At 39.8% G+C, this 16,815-nt stretch carries 17 protein-coding genes; 11 read left to right on the top strand and 6 right to left on the bottom strand.

Annotated elements, in window-relative coordinates; genetic code table 11:
• Nucleotides 1-52: 52 nt before the first annotated feature.
• Both rnjA and KOL94_RS03150 read right to left on the bottom strand, forming a co-directional pair.
• Nucleotides 53-1,720 (bottom strand): ribonuclease J1, encoded by a 1,668-nt coding sequence (gene rnjA / locus KOL94_RS03145; RefSeq protein ID WP_221563959.1) that lies wholly within the window; start codon nucleotides 1,718-1,720, stop codon nucleotides 53-55.
• A 3-nt stretch (nucleotides 1,721-1,723) separates the two neighbouring features.
• A complete protein-coding gene (locus tag KOL94_RS03150; protein ID WP_221563960.1) occupies nucleotides 1,724-1,933 on the bottom strand; it encodes a DNA-dependent RNA polymerase subunit epsilon in 210 nt (69 codons plus the stop codon).
• Nucleotides 1,934-2,389: 456 nt separating this feature from the next.
• Between KOL94_RS03150 and KOL94_RS03155 the strand changes: the two genes are divergently transcribed.
• Nucleotides 2,390-3,322: a DMT family transporter gene (locus KOL94_RS03155; protein WP_221563961.1), complete on the top strand. Its 933-nt coding sequence runs from the start codon at nucleotides 2,390-2,392 to the stop codon at nucleotides 3,320-3,322.
• Nucleotides 3,312-4,091, top strand: coding sequence for a Cof-type HAD-IIB family hydrolase (locus KOL94_RS03160; protein ID WP_221563962.1), 780 nt, complete (start codon nucleotides 3,312-3,314; stop codon nucleotides 4,089-4,091). Before KOL94_RS03155 ends, KOL94_RS03160 begins: the two co-directional genes overlap by 11 nt.
• 57 nt (nucleotides 4,092-4,148) lie before the next feature.
• Here KOL94_RS03160 and def read toward each other — a convergent pair whose 3' ends face one another.
• A complete protein-coding gene (def, locus tag KOL94_RS03165) occupies nucleotides 4,149-4,700 on the bottom strand; it encodes a peptide deformylase (protein ID WP_221563963.1) in 552 nt (183 codons plus the stop codon).
• 338 nt (nucleotides 4,701-5,038) lie between these two features.
• Here def and KOL94_RS03170 point away from each other — a divergent pair, with 338 nt between their 5' ends.
• From KOL94_RS03170 to lpdA, 5 genes are all read left to right on the top strand, one after another.
• Nucleotides 5,039-5,710: a YkyA family protein gene (locus tag KOL94_RS03170; protein ID WP_221563964.1), complete on the top strand. Its 672-nt coding sequence runs from the start codon at nucleotides 5,039-5,041 to the stop codon at nucleotides 5,708-5,710.
• Between the two features lie 738 nt (nucleotides 5,711-6,448).
• Nucleotides 6,449-7,534, top strand: a complete 1,086-nt coding sequence (gene pdhA / locus KOL94_RS03175) for a pyruvate dehydrogenase (acetyl-transferring) E1 component subunit alpha (RefSeq protein WP_221563965.1) — start codon at nucleotides 6,449-6,451, stop codon at nucleotides 7,532-7,534.
• Between the two features lie 3 nt (nucleotides 7,535-7,537).
• Nucleotides 7,538-8,515 (top strand): alpha-ketoacid dehydrogenase subunit beta, encoded by a 978-nt coding sequence (locus tag KOL94_RS03180; protein ID WP_221563967.1) that lies wholly within the window; start codon nucleotides 7,538-7,540, stop codon nucleotides 8,513-8,515.
• Between the two features lie 54 nt (nucleotides 8,516-8,569).
• Nucleotides 8,570-9,913 (top strand): dihydrolipoamide acetyltransferase family protein, encoded by a 1,344-nt coding sequence (locus KOL94_RS03185; protein WP_221563969.1) that lies wholly within the window; start codon nucleotides 8,570-8,572, stop codon nucleotides 9,911-9,913.
• 2 nt (nucleotides 9,914-9,915) lie between these two features.
• Entirely contained in the window at nucleotides 9,916-11,328 is a 1,413-nt protein-coding gene (lpdA, locus tag KOL94_RS03190) for a dihydrolipoyl dehydrogenase (protein WP_221563971.1), read from the top strand.
• A 170-nt stretch (nucleotides 11,329-11,498) separates the two neighbouring features.
• Here the strand turns inward: lpdA and KOL94_RS03195 are convergent, their stop codons facing one another.
• Nucleotides 11,499-11,888, bottom strand: a complete 390-nt coding sequence (locus tag KOL94_RS03195) for a thioredoxin family protein (RefSeq protein WP_221563973.1) — start codon at nucleotides 11,886-11,888, stop codon at nucleotides 11,499-11,501.
• A gap of 201 nt (nucleotides 11,889-12,089) precedes the next feature.
• Between KOL94_RS03195 and KOL94_RS03200 the strand changes: the two genes are divergently transcribed.
• Nucleotides 12,090-12,329 (top strand): hypothetical protein, encoded by a 240-nt coding sequence (locus KOL94_RS03200; protein WP_221563975.1) that lies wholly within the window; start codon nucleotides 12,090-12,092, stop codon nucleotides 12,327-12,329.
• A gap of 141 nt (nucleotides 12,330-12,470) precedes the next feature.
• Here the strand turns inward: KOL94_RS03200 and KOL94_RS03205 are convergent, their stop codons facing one another.
• A complete protein-coding gene (locus KOL94_RS03205) occupies nucleotides 12,471-13,973 on the bottom strand; it encodes a glycine betaine uptake BCCT transporter (RefSeq protein WP_221563977.1) in 1,503 nt (500 codons plus the stop codon).
• A gap of 231 nt (nucleotides 13,974-14,204) precedes the next feature.
• Between KOL94_RS03205 and KOL94_RS03210 the strand changes: the two genes are divergently transcribed.
• Entirely contained in the window at nucleotides 14,205-15,053 is an 849-nt protein-coding gene (locus tag KOL94_RS03210; protein ID WP_221563980.1) for a polysaccharide deacetylase family protein, read from the top strand.
• 341 nt (nucleotides 15,054-15,394) lie between these two features.
• Here the strand turns inward: KOL94_RS03210 and KOL94_RS03215 are convergent, their stop codons facing one another.
• On the bottom strand, nucleotides 15,395-15,808 hold the full coding sequence (locus tag KOL94_RS03215; protein ID WP_221563982.1) for a DUF1885 family protein: 414 nt from the start codon (nucleotides 15,806-15,808) through the stop codon (nucleotides 15,395-15,397).
• A gap of 254 nt (nucleotides 15,809-16,062) precedes the next feature.
• On the opposite strand from KOL94_RS03215, the gene KOL94_RS03220 reads away from it, so the two are divergent.
• Entirely contained in the window at nucleotides 16,063-16,362 is a 300-nt protein-coding gene (locus tag KOL94_RS03220) for a DUF3055 domain-containing protein (RefSeq protein WP_221563984.1), read from the top strand.
• A 234-nt stretch (nucleotides 16,363-16,596) separates the two neighbouring features.
• Entirely contained in the window at nucleotides 16,597-16,725 is a 129-nt protein-coding gene (locus tag KOL94_RS03225; RefSeq protein WP_221563986.1) for a GapA-binding peptide SR1P, read from the top strand.
• Nucleotides 16,726-16,815: the final 90 nt, after the last annotated feature.

Consider the following 16,815-nt stretch of genomic DNA (forward strand, 5'->3'; position numbering starts at 1 on the left):
AACAAAGCCTAAAAAAAACGAGTGATCCATTAAAGGATCACTCGTTTGATAATCAGATTTCCATGATGATCGGTAAAATCATCGGGCGACGTTTTGTCTTTTCATATAAGAAAGGGGCGAGTACGTCTGTGATTTCATTTTTGATTTCAGACCATTGTGTTGTTTTACGTTCCATCATGCCATTCAAGTGTTTCGATAGAATCCCTTGAGCATCGTTGATCAAGTCTTCAGATTCACGCATATATACGAATCCTCTAGAAATGATGTCTGGTCCAGAGACGATTTTGAACTCTTTCATGTTGATGCTGACAACGACAACAACAAGACCTTCTTCAGAAAGAATTTTTCTATCGCGTAGAACGATATTTCCAATATCACCGATTCCATTTCCGTCAACGTAGACCGAACCGGATGGGATTTTACCAGCAATTGATGCTTCATTTTCACTCAACGCAAGAACTTCACCATTATCCATAATGAAACAGTTCTTTTCTTCAACTTCACAATCGATCGCAAGTTTTGTATGCATCTTCAACATACGGAACTCACCATGGATCGGCATGAAGTATTTTGGTTTCATTAGACGTAGCATAAGTTTTTGTTCTTGTTGTCCGCCATGTCCTGAGGTATGGATGTCATTCAATGAACCAGCAATGACATTTGCACCTGCACGATGCAGTTGGTTGATAATACGACTTACACTCAGCGTGTTTCCTGGGATAGGAGAAGAAGAGAAAACGACTGTATCTCCAGGAATGATTTGAATTTGACGATGAGTCCCATTGGCGATTCTGGATAATGCTGCCATTGGCTCGCCCTGGCTTCCTGTACAAAGGATCGTCACTTCGTTATCAGGGATACGGTTGATTTGGTTCGCATCAATAAACGTATCTTTAGGAGCACGGATGTAGCCAAGCTCATGACCGATCGATATAGCTGAATCCATGCTTCGTCCGAAAACAGCCACTTTACGGTTATGTTGAATAGAAGCTTCAACAACTTGCTGTAACCGGTGAATGTTCGATGCGAAAGTCGCAAAGATGATCCGTCCATCTTCTTTTCGGAAAATATCCTGAATGCTTTCTCCTACACGGCTTTCTGACATTGTAAAACCAGGAACTTCACTGTTTGTACTGTCTGAAAGCAAACATAGAACACCTTCTTGGCCGATTTGAGCCATTTTGTTCAAGTTTGCTGCTTCTCCTACTGGTGTGAAATCAAACTTGAAATCCCCAGTGTGAACAATGTTCCCAGGAGGAGTTTTGACGACGATTCCATATGAATCAGGAATGGAATGAGTCGTTCTGAAAAACGTTACTGATGTTTTACGGAACTTTATGACGTCATCCTCTTGGATTTCATATAGTTTTGCTCTGCGAAGAAGACCATGTTCTTCCAATTTGTTCTTGATCAAGCCTAGTGCTAGTTTACCGCCATAAATCGGTATATTAATTTGGCGTAGTAGATAAGGAATCCCGCCGATATGATCTTCGTGTCCGTGAGTAATGAATAAACCTTTGATCTTATCGACATTTTTGACGAGGTATGTGTAATCAGGAATGACATAGTCAATACCTAAAAGCTCGTCCTCAGGGAATTTGATTCCAGCGTCTACCAGAATGATTTCATCTTGAAACTGTATCCCATACGTGTTTTTACCAATTTCGTCAAGTCCGCCTAATGCGAACACTGCTGTTTGATGATTTTTTACGAATTTCATGTGTTATCTTGTCTCCAATTCAAAATCTTCAGATTGCTGTTCGTATTCCAGATGTGATCCTGTCACTTCTTGAACAAATTCAATATTATAATTCCGATCAGCTAGGAATGAACGAACTGCTTGTACGGAGTCTGCTTCAACATAGAGGCTTTTCGTTTCTTCACGGACTGTTACCTCTTGAAGGTTCTCCTGATAAAATACTTTGTAAATCATGCTTAACTCTCCTTACCGTTTTCAATTAGAATCATCTTCGTATATTATAAATGAATTCTATTGGATTTTCATGTTTTTTTGATTCGATTATGCAATTAAGGATAAGGTGCCTATGTAAAAAGGTATCTGAATACATAAGATACCAAATTAATCTCATCAAAACAAATATTGAAATATCAAAGCATCGGTACACGTTGTTTCAAACCGAATAAGTCTTTCCATCTGTTTTTGATCTGATCCCTTAATTTTTTCATCCCATCCATTCCTCCTTACTGAAAAGATTTATCCTTAATAAACGTGAAAATTTTTCGTGGCTCCTTCATGAGCAACTCGTATCCAAATTTTCCAATTGTGGTGTTATACTTAGTATGGAAATCAGAGTGATAATTTATCGAGGTAATTAGTGGTATAGATTGGGCACAGTTTCGTACTGGCTGCAAGAAAAAGGTGAAAAAGATGAAATTATATGCTGCATTAATCACTTTAAGTTTAATTTGGGGAATGTCTTTTTATTTTATCAAGGTACTGGTTGAAGATCTTGGACCATGGGGCATTGTGTTCGTCAGATGTACGCTTGGGGCACTGACCTTGTTGTTTATCATCCTTATTAAGAGAAAAGGATTGTCCCTAAAAGAATTACCATGGAAAGCCTTATTATTAGTTGGTTTGTTGAATGCACTCCTGCCCTGGGGATTGATCGCGATTAGTGAAACCAGGATTTCGAGCAGTATGGCTTCGATTGTCAATGCTACTACACCAATCTGGACGAGTGTAATTGGTGTATTGTTGTTTTCAATAACCTTGAAATTCAAGCAATGGATGGGTGTTATTGTTGGATTCATCGGTATTTTGGTCTTGATTGATTTGAATGTGACACAGCTCATCAATGAAGATCTGATCGGAATGGGGACGATGATAGCCGCTACGCTTTGCTATGGTTATTGTTCGCAATTTACGAAGAGACATCTACAAGGTGTTAGTGTTATGATGATATCGTTGATCACTTTAATTACAGGTGCAATCGGTAGTTTGGCGATCATGGGTGTGACCGGATCCATTTTCAGCTTTAATCAAGTTGTTTCTTGGAGTACATTCATGGCAATCGTAGGGCTTGGGGTGTTCGGCTCCGGATTAGCATATTTATTATTTTACTATATGATACAAAAGGGAAGTGCAGAGTTCGCTACTTTCGTCACGTATCTTGTACCAATCACAGCGATGTTCTGGGGATGGTTCCTCTTGGATGAACACATACCGGCACACGCGATACTCGGCTTAGTACTGATTTTAGTTGGGGTGTATCTATCGACAAGAAAGGCTGTTAAAAACGAACCGCTTGCAGCTAGTGCAATAAACAGCAAGGATAAAGGGGTATTGTATGACAAATAAAATCGTATTTTTCGATATAGATGGAACTTTATTGGATCATCAAAAGAAAATTCCGGCAGGTACGAAGCTTGCGATAAAAGAGCTCCAGGAGCGTAATGTACCTATTGTGATTGCAACAGGCAGAGCTCCATTCATGTTCCATTATTTACTTGAAGAGCTTGGAATTAATGGATTTGTCAGCTTCAATGGACAATATGTTTCATACGAAAACCAAAGCGTTTACGAAAATCCGCTTGATGAAACATTTTTACACGAATTAGTCATTCGTTCAAAGGAACATGATCATCCAATGGTATTCTTAAATACTGAAACAGGGAGAACGACACACGATGCGCACCCGCATGTCCAGAAATCGATGGATGATTTGAAACTTGTCCATCCACAGCATGATCCGGAATTCTATAGAGGGCGTAAGATTTTCCAAGCATTACTGTATTGTGAAACAGGAGAGAAAGAAAAACTTTATCGTAATACGAACAATGATTTCAATTTCATCCGATGGCACCAGTATTCAATGGATGTATTGCCAAAAACGGGATCGAAAGCGATCGGGATCGAAAAAATGATTGCTCATCTCGGTTATCATCAAGAGGATGTCGTAGCATTCGGTGACGGTCTGAATGATCTTGAAATGCTGGAGTTCGCCGGCACAGGAATTGCAATGGGAAATAGTAAAGAACCGGCTAAACGAGTAGCGGACTTTATAACGAAGGAAGTCGATGATGATGGAATTCGTCATGGATTGAGGAAAATGGGGCTAATTGGATAATGAGAGGTAAAAAAGGCAGATCCGTTTCGGATCCGCCTTTTTCTCTTTGCTTAGATATTATCTACCAATAGATATGCCATCCGGTCTTTCGAATGGGTTATCTTTGTTGATATGGTCATAGAACATTACACCGTTCAGATGATCGATTTCATGCTGGAAAACGATTGATGGCAGACCTTTCAGTCGTAGTTCGATTTCTTTACCGTTAATGTCCACGCCTTTGACTTTCACCTTAAAATACCTGGGAACGAAGCCAGGGACATCCCGGTCGACTGAAAGGCAACCTTCCCCACCCTCCAAATATGATTTTTGAACCGAATGGCTCATAATACGCGGATTGAATAAAGCATAATCATATAATTGACCATCCTCATCTTCAACTAAAACGGCAATCATCCGTTTGCTTTCTCCGATTTGGGGTGCAGCAAGACCGATACCAGGACGAAGGTTATATTTGGCACTCAGTTCAGGATCCTGGCTTTTCACTAGAAATTCGCGCATTTTCTGTAATGTATCTTTATCCTCTTCAGAAGGAGGTATGGCGACATTTTCAGCACGTTCTCGAAGAATCGAGTCTCCTTCTCTTACAACATCATTCATTGTCAACATAAATCAATTTCCACTCCTTAAGCTAACTGTCTCATTTGTAAATTACCATCGTTAAAGCACTGTATTAATTTTAACACAACTTGCTTTTTGCACGTAAAGAAAGCGATAAATTGTTTTACTTTTGCGAGGGGGTGTATATCGCGAAAACAACAATCAGAGTATAACAAAGCCTTTTTAAAAAAGGGTTTTAAAAAGAATATGTACTATTTACGAACCTGTTCTAAATCGATTGAACCAGACATAATGTACTAATAAGTTTGTCCGGTATAATTTATCTTGTATAGGTTTCCAGAAACGTATATCATAAATAACTAGAGAGAGGGATAGGGGGAGCAATATTGTACTTCAAGAAATGTTTATTTTTCATGTGTTTCTGTTTATTAGTAATGGTCGCTTCAGGCTGTACGATCGGGGAGCCGGCGTCTGAAAAAATTTATGATCATCTGGAGAAAACGGTCTCGTTGGAAGCTGGTTTTGCTGAAGTGCAAGAGCCGCTTATCGAAGCTGAACAGAAAGAACAAGAACTATTCAATGAAATGCTTGGATTGAGCATGAAAGAAATAGATCAAATTCGCAAGTTGGCTGATGAAGCCGCTGGTCTGGCAGATTCCAGAGAAGAATTAATCAACAAAGAAAAAGAAAGCATCGATGCTGCATACGATGAATTCAAATCAGTGAACAATTTAGTGGACGAACTGGATGAAGAGCCGTTAAAAAAGCAAGCGGATGCTCTTGTAAAAACGATGAAACAGCGCTATGAAAGTTACAATGAGTTGAATAAGGTGTATGTTGAAGCACTCAACATGGATCGCAAATTATATGAAATGATGAAAAAGGAAGACCTGGCAGTTGAAGACTTGAAATCTTTTACGGAAGAACTCAACAAGAAATATGAGGAAGTTCTTAAATCTCAAGATACTTTCAATAATTTAACGGATCGATATAATGATGAGAAAAAAGCTTTTTATAAAGAAGCAGGTTTCAGTACATCAGATAAGAGTGAAACCTGATCGAAAAAACATATTCAATAATGAAGCCGGCCAAGTATAGATGGCTGGCTTTTTTTCTTTTTGGTTGCCACTTTATTTCTGTGAAATTAATTCTCTTTCCGGGGGTCGTATAGAGCTTTCATACGGACAAACAAAAAAGTGGAAGCGGACCGATTGGTCACGAGGAGGCGTGAACCAAATAAAGAGTTGTTTTTTCTGTGTTGGTTCACACATGGGGTGTCGATCAATGTGGCGACGCCGCCATAGGAAGTCAGCTAAGCTTGATGAGTACAGGTAAAGAAGTATGGTTTTTCGTACTATAATTTTTCTTATGGTTGTATTAATACAGACAGTCTATCTATACTAATACAGTTTCGTGTTTTTGTGAATTGGTGAGCACTAGAAATCACCAGTTAACTTAAGTTAAATCAATAAGATTGACGTATTTTCAACTTGTAGTGTACACTAAGAGTTGTGTTGAGTTGTACTACTGTCAATTCAGCTTAAACTAGTACAGATTTCTGTCTCTTCGGATGATGAAGTAGTTTGAGAGGATTGACGATTATTGAACCTTGAATAAGGGTAAAACATGATGTAGTCGTAATGTTAAAGCATAATGATACATCCAACAAATAGAAGAGAATTAGACATGCTTTATATCAAAAGTGGACAATCTAAGTATTGTGTATATAATTGTCTGGCTTTCGAATTTTGACACATCATATTAATTTTTAAGTATGAAAGGAAGAGGTGACCTTCATGGGTACAAAAACCCTAACACAAATCGAAGAGGAATTTGAAACATTCCAAATTCTGAATGAGGAAGGCGAAATCGTTAACGAGGACGCTATGCCTGACTTGTCAGATGAAGATCTACAAGAATTGATGACACGTATGGTGTATACAAGAATTTGGGACCAACGTGCGATTTCACTTAACAGACAAGGACGTCTTGGATTCTATGCACCAGTTGCGGGTCAAGAAGCGTCTATGCTTGGAAGCCAGTATGCACTGGATAAAGAAGACTTCATTCTCCCAGGTTATCGTGATGTTCCACAGATTGTGTATCACGGTCTACCTTTATACCAGGCATTCTTGTTCTCCCGTGGACATTTCCAAGGGAACCAGATTCCAGAAGGTGTAAAGGTGATTTCTCCGCAGATCATCATCGGCGCTCAAATCACACAAGCTGCTGGAGTCGCTCTAGGACTTAAGAAGCGCGGAAAGAAAAACATTGCCATCACTTACACAGGAGACGGTGGAGCTTCACAAGGTGACTTCTATGAAGGAGTCAACTTTGCAGGTGCGTACAACGCTCCAGCTGTATTTGTCGTTCAAAACAATCGTTTTGCAATTTCTGTTCCTGTTGAAAAGCAATCTGCTGCAAAAACAATTGCACAGAAGGCAGTTGCTGCAGGGATTCATGGTGTGCAGGTTGACGGGATGGATGTACTTGCTGTTTATGCTGTTACCCAACAAGCTCGCGAACGTGCAGTAAATGAAGAAGGTCCGACATTGATCGAAACACTTACTTATCGTTACGGCCCACATACAATGGCTGGGGATGATCCAACAAGATACCGTACAGAAGACATGGATAACGAATGGGAAAAGAAGGATCCATTAGTTCGTTTCCGTAAGTATCTTGAAAGCAAGGATCTATGGTCTGAAGAGAAAGAAAATGAAGTTGTTGACAAAGCAAAAGAAGAAATTAAAGCTGCAATCAAAAAAGCAGACGAAGCACCGAAGCAAAAAGTGACAGATCTGATTGATAACATGTATGAAGAGCTTCCGAAAAATTTACAGGAGCAAATGGAAGAATATAAAGAAAAGGAGTCGAAGTAAGCGATGGCCCAAATGACGATGATTCAAGCGATCACTGATGCGATGCGCATTGAACTTAAAAATGATGAAAACGTTCTGGTCTTCGGTGAAGATGTCGGCAAAAATGGCGGCGTATTCCGTGCTACTGAAGGCCTGCAAAAAGAATTCGGGGAAGATCGCGTCTTTGATACCCCGCTTGCCGAGTCAGGGATTGGTGGTCTTTCAATTGGATTAGCATTGCAAGGATACCGTCCTGTACCTGAAATCCAATTCTTCGGATTCGTTTATGAAGTAATGGATGCTATTTCTGGACAAATGGCACGTTTGAGATACCGTTCAGGTGGTGTCTACAATGCACCAATTACAGTTCGTTCTCCTTTTGGTGGAGGTGTTAAAACACCAGAACTTCACGCAGACAGCTTAGAAGGCCTTATGGCGCAGCAGCCAGGATTGAAAGTCGTAATCCCATCAACTCCTTATGATGCAAAAGGACTTTTGATTTCGGCAATCCGTGACAATGATCCAGTCATTTTCTTAGAACATATGAAGCTATATCGTTCTTTCAGAGATGAAGTTCCTGAAGAAGAGTATACAGTTGAAATTGGAAAAGCGGATGTGAAGCGAGAAGGAAAAGACATCACGATTATTACTTATGGTGCAATGGTGCATTCTTCCCTTAAAGCTGCTGAAGAACTTGAAAAAGATGATATCGAGGCAGAAGTGATCGACTTACGTACAGTGAGTCCGATTGATATAGACACGATCATCGAATCTGTAAACAAGACCGGCCGCGCCATAGTCGTACAAGAGGCACAAAAGCAAGCAGGTATAGCAGCGAGCGTTGTTGCCGAGATCAATGACAGAGCGATTCTTTCATTAGAAGCACCAGTATTGCGTGTTACAGCGCCAGATACTGTGTTCCCGTTCTCCGCAGCAGAAGATGTTTGGCTGCCAGATTATAAAGATATCATGGAAAAAGCGAAGCAAGTAATCAACTTTTAATAAGACAGAAGTAAACTCCAAACTCACTATATAGAAAACAAGGAGGCGAACCCTGTGGCGTTTGAATTTAAACTGCCAGATATCGGTGAAGGTATCCATGAAGGTGAAATCGTAAAATGGTTTGTCAAAAAGGGCGATGAAATCAAAGAAGATGATATTCTTCTTGAAGTACAAAACGATAAAGCAGTAGTAGAAATTCCTTCACCTGTTGATGGAACGGTAAACGATATTAAGGTTGACGAAGGAACTGTTGCGGTTGTTGGTGATGTACTTGTAACGATCGATGCTGAAGGTTATGAAGGCGACAGTGAAGAAACAGATGCTGATCAACCAAAAGCCGATGAAGATAAGAAGCCTGAGGCAGATGAAGCGAAAAAAGAGGATGACAAAAAAGACGATAAAGAAAAAGAGTCAAAAGAAACAAAAGAAACGCCGAAAGAAGACTCTGATTCTGAAGATGACGATCCGACTAGCCGTGTTAAGGCGATGCCATCTGTTCGGAAGTATGCCCGTGATAAAGACGTCAACATCAAGAAAGTAAGTGGTTCTGGCAAGGACGGTCGTATCCTTAAAGAAGATATCGATGCATATCTTGACGGTGGACAAGAAACTGCTGAAACTGAAGAACCAGCAGCTGAAGCGAAAGAGGATCAACAAACAGAAGAAAAAGCGAAGCCTGCTGCAGCAACTACAGAACAAGCAGAAACTCGCGAAAAACTTAAAGGTATGAGAAAAGCGATCGCTAAAGCGATGGTCAACTCTAAGCATACGGCACCTCATGTTACACATATGGATGAGATTGCCGTTACAGATCTTGTAGCACATCGCAAGCAATTCAAAGAGCTTGCTTCTGAAAAAGGAATCAAACTCACTTACTTGCCTTATGTTGTCAAGGCGTTAGTTTCAGCACTTCGCGAATACCCGATCTTGAATGCGTCAATTGACGATGAAAATGAAGAAATTGTTCACAAGCATTACTACAATATCGGAATTGCTGCTGATACAGATGCGGGACTAGTCGTACCTGTCATTAAAGACGCAGACCGCAAATCCATCTTCTCATTATCCAATGAGATCAATGAACTTGCGAAGAAAGCTCGAGATGGTAAACTATCTGGGGATGAAATGAAAGGCAGCACTTGTACGATTTCCAACCTTGGTTCTGCTGGTGGACAATGGTTCACACCGATCATCAACCACCCAGACGCAGCAATACTTGGTGTCGGTCGTATCCAAGAAAAGCCTGTCGTGGAAAATGGTGAGATCGTAGCAGCTCCTGTATTGGCGCTTTCAATCAGTTATGACCACCGCTTAGTCGATGGCGTTACTGCACAAAATGCGTTAAATCATGTTAAACGACTCTTGAACGACCCACAACTATTGATAATGGAGGCGTAAAAATGGTAGTAGGCGATTTTGCAGAAGAAATAGACACACTGGTCATTGGTTCAGGCCCGGGAGGATATGTTGCAGCAATCCGTGCTGCTCAAATGGGGCAAAAAGTTACGATCGTTGAAAAAGGCGATATCGGCGGTGTTTGTTTAAACGTCGGATGTATCCCTTCAAAAGCTGTCATCCATGCAAGCCACAGGTTTGAACATGCTCAGCATTCTGATGACTTAGGGATAACTGCTGAAAATGTAAAAGTAGACATGAATAAAGTCCAAGAGTGGAAAGCCAGCATCGTCAATAAATTGACTGGGGGAGTTGAAGGGCTCCTCAAAGGGAATAAAGTTGAAATCGTAAAAGGGGAAGCTTATTTCTCTGATACGAATACAGTCCGTGTAACGAAAGACGAATATACTTCACAAACGTACAAATTCAAAAATTGTATCCTTGCTACAGGATCTAGCCCGATTGAGCTTCCTTCTTTCAAGTGGAGCGACCGAGTCATCTCCTCAACTGGTGCTTTAGCATTGAATGAAGTACCGAAAAAGATGGTTGTCATCGGGGGAGGATACATTGGCATCGAACTCGGGACAGCTTACGCAAACCTTGGTACTGAAGTGACGATCCTTGAAGGCGGTAAAACGATCATTCCAGGCTTCGAAAAGCAAATGAGTACGCTTGTTTCACGCCGTCTTAAGAAAAAAGGCGTTGAAATCATCACTAATGCGATGGCGAAAGGCGTTGAAGAGTCCAAGGATGGTGCTAAAGTCACTGCTGAAGTGAAAGGTGAAGAAAAATCCTTCGATGCTGATTATGTATTAGTGACAGTCGGTCGTAAACCAAACACTGAAGAACTCGGTCTTGAGCAAATCGGTGTCAAGATGGATGATAAAGGGCTTATCGAAGTGGACAAGCAATGTAAAACTACGGTTGATGGACTTTATGCGATCGGTGACATCGTTCCTGGTCCTGCTCTTGCTCACAAAGCATCTTATGAAGGTAAAGTAGCTGCAGAAGCTATTTCTGGTGAAGCTGCAGAAATCGACTATCTTGCAATTCCTGCGGTCGTTTTCAGTGACCCTGAACTTGCAAGTGTCGGGTATTCTGAAGCAGAAGCGAAGGATGCTGGATTCGACGTTCAGGCTTCTAAATTCCCATTCGGTGCAAATGGACGTGCATTGTCGTTGAATGATGCTGAAGGGTTCATGAAGCTCATCACTCGTAAAGAAGATGGTCTTGTCATCGGTGCTCAAATTGCAGGTCCTAATGCTTCTGATATGATTGCAGAGCTTGGTCTAGCAATAGAAGCTGGAATGACTGCTGAGGATATTGCTTTGACGATCCATGCGCATCCAACACTTGGTGAAATCACGATGGAAGCAGCAGAAGTCGCAATCGGACTTCCTGTACACATCGTAAAATAAAGCTGTACAAAAAACTGCTGGAAAGATCCAGCAGTTTTTTTATGGTGGGTGATCGCTTGCCTAGCTGTCCCCAGTTTTAAGAGTGTCAAGATTTTTGTTCGGCTCACTCCTTCAATATTTCTAAACCAAAAAAATAAGCGAATAAAAAAAGGCTGGCATTTGCCGGCCTTTCATTTTGAATAAACTGTATCTAACTTTTTCTTGATTTCCTCAACTTGTTTCTTCCCCTCAAGTCTGACGATTTCATCTTTCCCATCAAAAACGATGACTGTTGGAAATTTGGATACATTGTAATAATCAGTGAGCTGTTTATTCTGCTTCTTTATGATTTTGATGGAATTCAACTTTTGTGGGTAGTCCTTTTGCAGTTCTAGTAGTGCATCATAATATATCTTTTCTTCTGTCTGGTTTGTTTTTGATGAAAATAGAATCGTATTGATTTCGTCTGTTTCCAAGTCAACAGGGAGATGTCCATATTCGGGTATGAACTGACAGCTGCTCAGTAATGCAATAATGGAAAGTAAGGGTATAGAAAGAAATCCAACTGATCGAACATTCATGGAGTTCACTTCTTTCTTTTTGTATTACAGTGTTGACGGGAAAGCAACATTTGAGTTGATTTTATCATGAAAAACTGTCGAATTATGAATCGTAAATGAATTGTTACAGAATTGATAAGTAGGAGGAGGGGGATTTCAAGTCGTAATATGCGTGTAATCTACATATGATTAGTTGTAGAAGTTGTCTTAGGGGGAGTTTAGATGTATACCATTCTCGTTTTATCTTCAGTTCAGATGATCATATGGAGCATCTATGCACTCGTTACTTATTTATCCCATCAAGATCCATCGATTTTTGAATATATATTACTCATCGTTTTTTGTTACTTTGGCTATTTATTTGGCGTTTATCTAAGAAGTCCGAAATTCTATTCATGCCTATCAAGTGTATTAGGTGCAGTGTCATTTCTCTTATTCCGGTATTTCTTAATTGTACTTTGAATTGGTTCTCAGGAGTCTTGTAAAGCTTCCTCGGAAAGAGAGTAATTTCGCAGACATGATCAATAAAAATTAACAGAGCTTAAATGAAAAATGACCTCAAAAGGATTATCATCCTTGTTGAGGTCATTTCATAAGAACTAATTATTTTTTGAAGTTCATTTTGTGATCTTCTTTTAGTGCTTTGACAGTTGCAAAAATGATTGCAATCATGATGAATGTAAACGGGAAGGCGGCTATGACCGATGCCGTCTGCAGGGCTTGTAATCCTCCAGAGTAAAGAAGTATTGCAGCAGAGGCTGCTACCACACCACCCCAGATGAATTTGATATAGTTCGATGGATTCAAGCTTCCGTTCGTAGTCTGCATTCCAAGTACAAAGGTAGCGGAGTCAGCTGATGTAATAAAGAATGTACTGATCAGAAGAATTGCTATAATCGACATGATCCCTCCAAGCGGGAATTGTTCAAACAATGCGAATAAAGCAACCTCTGTACCGCTGTCTGTCATTACCTGGTACAAGCCTGCGCTGTCCATTCGATCTTTAAATACAGCTGATCCCCCGAATACCGAGAACCAAAGGGCTCCGAAAATAGTCGGTACCAATAGAACACCCAGTACGAATTCACGGATTGTACGTCCCTTTGATACACGGGCGATGAACATACCGACAAATGGTGCCCACGCGATCCACCAAGCCCAATAGAAAACGGTCCAAGCTTGAGTCCAATCTTGTGTAGTCTCACTATATGGTCCAAGTCTGAAACTCATGCTAGGCAAGTTTTGCAGATAGGATCCAATTGTTTGGGTGAATACATCCATTATGAAATTCGTAGGACCTGCAAATAGGAGGAAGAACATAAGTCCAATTGCAAGTACGATATTGATGTTACTTAAGTATTTTATCCCTTTGTTGAGACCACTTGACGCAGAAAGGATGAATAAAAATGTAACAATCGCAATAATTATCAGTTGAGTACCTTTATTATTTGTAATGCCTTCAAATACGTATGAGAGCCCTCCGCTTATTTGTGCAGCACCAAATCCAAGCGATGTAGCAACTCCAAACACAGTAGCAAAAACAGCGATTACGTCAATCATGATTCCAATTGGACCATTTACACGATCTCCGAGAAGTGGTCTGAAAATAGCGCTTATTAATCCTGGTGCACCTTTACGGAATTTAAAATAAGCTAGTGCCAATCCGACTACCGTATAAATACCCCAAGGATGCAAGCCCCAGTGGAACATAGCGAATCTTAGGGAAGCATTTGCAGATTCAACAGTCTCTCCATTACCTGATGGAGGGTCATAATAATGGAACAGCGGTTCAGCAACACCCCAAAATACAAGGCCGATCCCCATACCGGCACTAAATAGCATTGCAAACCATGTAATGATATTGTAATCAGGCTCGTCGTCATCTTTTCCTAATTTGATTTTACCGTATTTACTAAAGACCAAATAGATTGAAAAGATCAAGAACCCTGTAGCGGATAACAGATAGAACCAGCCGAACTTGACTTGAAGGAAATTCTGGATGGCTCCAGTGGCACTCTGTAATCCTTTAGGAGACAATACGCCCCATGCGATGAAAAATACTGAGATGATGAGTGAGATGATAAAGACTTTGGTGAATTTTTTCATTCCTTTTCTCCTTTCGTAAAGTTTTATGACACGGTTTACATTCTACTAATAAACCCTTCTTCATTTCAAGGATTTTGTAGTCTAAAAATCCTAGCCCAATTATTCCTATACCCTATTTTTTACTTAGAAAACCGATTTAATTCCTATTTTAGGCGTTTCGACTCTATGGTTACATATCTAGACAAATTATACTAAATAAAAGACAAAAAGAGATAAAATGGGGGAGACATCATGAAAAAAGCATTGATAGTTTTATTAATTTTATTATTGGCAGGGTGTGCGGCGGAGACCACTGCAGAAAAAGATCAGAATGGAATAGACGAAGGGCATGGGAATACAGGGGAAGAAACGGAGCACCCCGATGTAAACGATTCTGAGGATATAGAGCAGGATGGAAACGATCACGAAGACGCAAACCAGGATTCTGAAGAAGAACCTGTAGATGTTCCAGAGATTACATATACCGTGCATCCAGCCAACTGGACGTTGAAGACTGAATCAGAAACTGATGAAAAAGTAGTTTTATTGACGATCGATGATGCTCCGGATAAGCATGCATTAGAGATGGCACAAAAACTAAAGGACCTGGATGTTCCAGCTATTTTCTTCGTAAACGGCCACTTTATGGATACGGATGAAGAGAAAGACATTGTAAAAGAGATTTACGAAATGGGATTTGAAATTGGAAACCACACAATGTCCCATGCTAATCTCAAAAATAGCAGCGAAGACAAGCAAAGACATGAAATCGTTACATTATCCGAAGAAATTGAAGCAGTGACCGGAGTAGCGCCACGTTTTTTCAGAGCGCCATTCGGAATCAATACTGATTTTTCAAAGAAATTGATTGAAGAACAAGGGATGCTTTTCATGAACTGGACTTATGGGTATGATTGGGAAAAAGAGTACCAGACAGGTGAAAGTATTGCTGATATCATGGTCAACACTCCTTTACTGACAGATGGTGCGATTCTTTTGATGCACGACCGGGACTGGACGAACGAAGCCCTTGTGGATATCGTTAAAGGATTACAAGCAAAAGGATACACATTCGTGCACCCAGAGCAAATTGTAGAGTGAACGTATGGGACCTGCAGCGTGGCTATTAAAGCCGCTTCGATTGCGGGTCTTTTTTACTACTTTGCAAATATGTTGTATAGTTTTAAAAAAAATTCTCCTGCTGTTTTACAAAATTAAGTGAATTACAAAATTCTGCTGCTGATTAGGTACAACTATCACAAACCAATAAGCAAGGAAATTTCTCCATATCGAGTCAACCACAGCTACAGCATATCTGTTGAAAATGATGGGGTTTCCAATTGAAGGATCCAGGAAAAATAGAAAGTATATACTTGATTCCATATTGCTAAATGAATAATTAAAAAAGGACAAGCAATTTGGTCATCCTTTCTCTACATTAATCATCGTTTATAGTAATACATGATTCTTCCATTAAACAGATGAAGTTCGCCATTTAATTTTTTTGCGAGGAATTTACTGAATTCATTCGCTTTGCCTTTATCCCCGTGGGTAGACCCTTCCGGTAATACGATTTGTATGTATGTATTCTCCGACCCTTCATCATCTTGCCCTGTTCCCACCAGCATGTAATTATATCCTTGTGTATTTCCTTTCAAAAAATAATACGTTTTGCCGCCGTTTTTTCGTTGTTCAATCATGTAGGGGAAAGCTGCTGAGCCATACTCCCAATTTAATTGTTCACCTGTCTTATTTGTGATTTCCATATAATAGTGAATCAGCTTTTCAATTTCTTCTAAAGTGATCGTCTGTTGTTTTGATTTAGCAACAAGCTTTATATATGCACTACTGGACACTATCTTTCACTCCTGTCAGGCACGCCTAAATTTATAATCAATTTTATCATTCAATGAGAAAAAATGACAGACCGTGTCACGAAGATTTGCGAATTTTCACTATCAACTTATTACGTTGTTCCTTTAAAACTTTTATAAGACAGGTCTTGCGAAGGAAAAAGTAATGTAAAAAGATTGTCAAATAAGTTGTGTTTTCTCAGAAGAATCAGTATAATTAATTATAATATTCAAAAAATTCAAAAGGAGGGCGTGGTATGGAATTATTTGACAAACTCTACGATGAAGACGAAACGGTTAAAGTGAGGTTTGTTGGATTTACCACAGAACATGTTCGTTACGATTTCGGAATTGTCTATACCAACATGTTCTTCGGGAAACCGCTCGTCGTTTGCATGCAGACCGGGCGCTCGACTTTGATGGATGCCGCTGATCTCAGGAACACGGATAATATTCAAAAAGCCTTCAAAATTCAATCAAAGAAAGAAGCGGAAGAGCTTTTGACTTTCTTTGAAGAAGCACTCCCTTACTCTCCTATTGCAGAACAATATGATTGAATAATCAATGAACCAAGGATTGACCAGAAACGGAACTAGCGTTATCATGGTCGATCCTTTTTTATATTTAAAGAAAGAAGATATCACTTGAACTCTTTGCTTTTCTAAAATAAATGTGCATTTAAATATTTAATGTGACATACAATTTAGCCTTGACATTCTATATATGACATCATATTATAAATGTAACGAATAAATAAAGCGCTTACAAAGGCGAAGGGAGAGGAAAGAACGATGGGAACAGTAGTTTGCGTAAATTGCAACACGACCATTGAACATTATGAATTTGAAAAGGTAACCACGTTGTATTCCAACTGTCCTGATTGCAAAAATAAAAAGAAACACGGAAAAAAGACTGCGTAACATAAATGGAAAAACGAAAGAGGCTGATTACCCGCCGTATGGGTATCAGCCTCTTTTATATTTAGGCTTTGTGGTCACTGAGCTAAACAT

The sequence above is a fragment of the Alkalihalobacillus sp. TS-13 genome (assembly GCF_019720915.1).
GTDB lineage: Bacteria > Bacillota > Bacilli > Bacillales > Fictibacillaceae > Pseudalkalibacillus.

Excerpts from the sequence above, each read along its gene's own strand:
- rnjA (WP_221563959.1), bottom strand. The coding sequence starts at position 1,720 with ATGAAATTCGTAAAAAATCATCAAACAGCAGTGTTCGCATTAGGCGGA.
- KOL94_RS03150 (WP_221563960.1), bottom strand. The coding sequence starts at position 1,933 with ATGATTTACAAAGTATTTTATCAGGAGAACCTTCAAGAGGTAACAGTC.
- KOL94_RS03155 (WP_221563961.1), top strand. The coding sequence starts at position 2,390 with ATGAAATTATATGCTGCATTAATCACTTTAAGTTTAATTTGGGGAATG.
- KOL94_RS03160 (WP_221563962.1), top strand. The coding sequence starts at position 3,312 with ATGACAAATAAAATCGTATTTTTCGATATAGATGGAACTTTATTGGAT.
- def (WP_221563963.1), bottom strand. The coding sequence starts at position 4,700 with ATGTTGACAATGAATGATGTTGTAAGAGAAGGAGACTCGATTCTTCGA.
- pdhA (WP_221563965.1), top strand. The coding sequence starts at position 6,449 with ATGGGTACAAAAACCCTAACACAAATCGAAGAGGAATTTGAAACATTC.
- KOL94_RS03180 (WP_221563967.1), top strand. The coding sequence starts at position 7,538 with ATGGCCCAAATGACGATGATTCAAGCGATCACTGATGCGATGCGCATT.
- lpdA (WP_221563971.1), top strand. The coding sequence starts at position 9,916 with ATGGTAGTAGGCGATTTTGCAGAAGAAATAGACACACTGGTCATTGGT.
- KOL94_RS03195 (WP_221563973.1), bottom strand. The coding sequence starts at position 11,888 with ATGAATGTTCGATCAGTTGGATTTCTTTCTATACCCTTACTTTCCATT.
- KOL94_RS03200 (WP_221563975.1), top strand. The coding sequence starts at position 12,090 with ATGTATACCATTCTCGTTTTATCTTCAGTTCAGATGATCATATGGAGC.
- KOL94_RS03205 (WP_221563977.1), bottom strand. The coding sequence starts at position 13,973 with ATGAAAAAATTCACCAAAGTCTTTATCATCTCACTCATCATCTCAGTA.
- KOL94_RS03210 (WP_221563980.1), top strand. The coding sequence starts at position 14,205 with ATGAAAAAAGCATTGATAGTTTTATTAATTTTATTATTGGCAGGGTGT.
- KOL94_RS03220 (WP_221563984.1), top strand. The coding sequence starts at position 16,063 with ATGGAATTATTTGACAAACTCTACGATGAAGACGAAACGGTTAAAGTG.
- KOL94_RS03225 (WP_221563986.1), top strand. The coding sequence starts at position 16,597 with ATGGGAACAGTAGTTTGCGTAAATTGCAACACGACCATTGAACATTAT.